Origin of the sequence: Micromonospora sp. CPCC 206061 (assembly GCF_036906915.1) — a bacterium.
In the GTDB taxonomy this organism is placed as follows: domain Bacteria; phylum Actinomycetota; class Actinomycetes; order Mycobacteriales; family Micromonosporaceae; genus Phytohabitans.
In genome coordinates, this window is sequence record NZ_JBAKHX010000186.1 from 1 (window position 1) to 1,995 (window position 1,995).

1 protein-coding gene is annotated in these 1,995 nt (G+C 67.3%); it reads left to right on the forward strand.

The genetic code is table 11. The annotated features are described in order from the left end of the window. Positions 1-166: 166 nt before the first annotated feature. On the forward strand, positions 167-1,876 hold the full coding sequence (locus V6V89_RS41235; RefSeq protein WP_334625186.1) for an IS1634 family transposase: 1,710 nt from the start codon (positions 167-169) through the stop codon (positions 1,874-1,876). The last annotated feature ends 119 nt before the right edge of the window (positions 1,877-1,995 follow it).

Below are 1,995 nucleotides of genomic sequence, written 5' to 3' on the forward strand. Positions count from 1 at the left end.
CCCGAGTTCCGCAGTTCGTAGGCACGCGAGTGTGATCGGTTCTGAGTCGTTGCTGGTCAGCGACTTGCGTCGGGTGTTGGAACGGATCCGGAGGCCGGAAAGTGTAGTAACACGACTTGAGGGTCCTGCCTTGTGCTGTCAGGGTTAAGGTGGTTGAGTCGTAGTCATGTTCCTGCGGTTCACGTCGCGGACCAACGCCGACGGCCGTGTGGTGCGCTATGTGGCTCTGGCGCACAACCACCGCGTAGACGGCAAGATCAAGCCGGACGTGCTGATGAACCTGGGCCGGGTCGACCAGGTCGATGTGGCCGGGCTGCGCCGGCTGGCCGCGTCGATCAACAAGCACTTCGGTGACGGTGACGCTCTGACCGACGCCGTGGAGGTGGGTGCGGCCGCCGGGGTGGCACCGTTGGAGGTCGTCGACGCCCGGACCACCGGGGCCATCTGGTTGCTGGACCAGTTGTGGCACCGGCTTGAGGTGGGTGCGGCGGTGCGGGCGGCCACCGACGCGCGGCGGTTCACCACGAACATGGAGCGGGTGCTGTTCGCGCTCGTGGCCAACCGGGCGACCGCGCCGATGAGCAAGTTGTCCGCCGCCGAATGGGCACGCGAGGACGCGGCGATTCCCGGACTGTCCACGATGGACGAGGACCATGCTTATCGGGCGATGGACCTGCTGGTGGACGCGGACACGCAGGGGCGGGTGCAGGAGTCGGTGTTCTTCGCCGTGGCCAACCTGCTCAACCTGGAAGTCGACCTGCTGTTCTTCGACACCACCAGCACGTACTTCGAACGTGACGACGAAGAGGACGGCCAGGACGCCTTCCGCCGGTTCGGGCACTCCAAGGACCACCGCCCGGATCTGCCGCAGATCGTCATCGGCCTGGCGGTGACCCGGGAGGGCATCCCGGTGCGCTGCTGGTGCTGGCCAGGCAACAGCAACGATCAGCAGGTCCTGGCCGAGGTGCGCGATGACATGCGGGACTGGAAGCTCGGCCGCGTCATCACTGTGGTCGACCGCGGGTTCAGCTCCGCGGAGAACCTGGCCTACCTGCGCCGCGCCGGCGGCCACTACATCGCCGGGATGCGCATGCGCGACGGCAACCCGCTGGTCGAGATCGTGTTGTCCCGGCAGGGCCGCTACCAGCAGGTACGCGACAACCTGCGGGTCAAGGAGGTCCGCCTCGAAGCCACGGACGTGCGGTTCGTCGTCTGCCACAACCCGGAACAGGCGCAGCGTGATCGGCAGCAGCGCGACGACGCGATCGCCCGTATCCAGGCCGAACTGGCCCGTATCGGCGAGCAGCGCGCCCGCGACGCGCAGCGTCCCGGCGGCGACAAGACCCGTCAACGCAACGAGGCCGCCCACGTGCGCGCCGAATGCGCGCTGCGCGACCACCCCACCCTCGGCCGCTGGCTGACCCAACAGGCCAACGGACGGCTGAAAATCAACACCGGCAAGGTCAAGGCCGAGGCCCGCCTGGACGGCAAATACCTCATCGCCACCAGTGACCCGCACATCAGCACCGAAGACGTCGCCCTCGGCTACAAGAACCTCCTCGAAGCCGAACGCGGCTTCCGCGACCTGAAGTCCACCCTGCTGCTGCGGCCGGTGTTCCACCGCCTGGAACACCGCATCCGCGCCCACGTCCTGATCTGCTGGCTGGCCCTGCTGCTGACCCGCGTCGCCGAACGCGGCACCAGCCTTTCCTGGCGAAACATCAACCGGCAACTCGGGCGAATCACCCAGGTGACCCTGGCCGGCCCGGCCGGAACCGTCGCGCAGACCACCCCGCTCAACCCCGAGCAGAAAGCCATCTACCAGGCACTTTCCGCCCAACCACCGGCCCGGGTAACCGCGTTCAATCCCACCTGACCAAGACCAGAACGTGTCGACACCGCGTAGACACACGCCCCAACCCGCCCCCGTCCGCGTTTGCCCAGCTCAACCCCTAAACTCCAGCACACGTGTGACTACGAACTGCGGAACCCGGG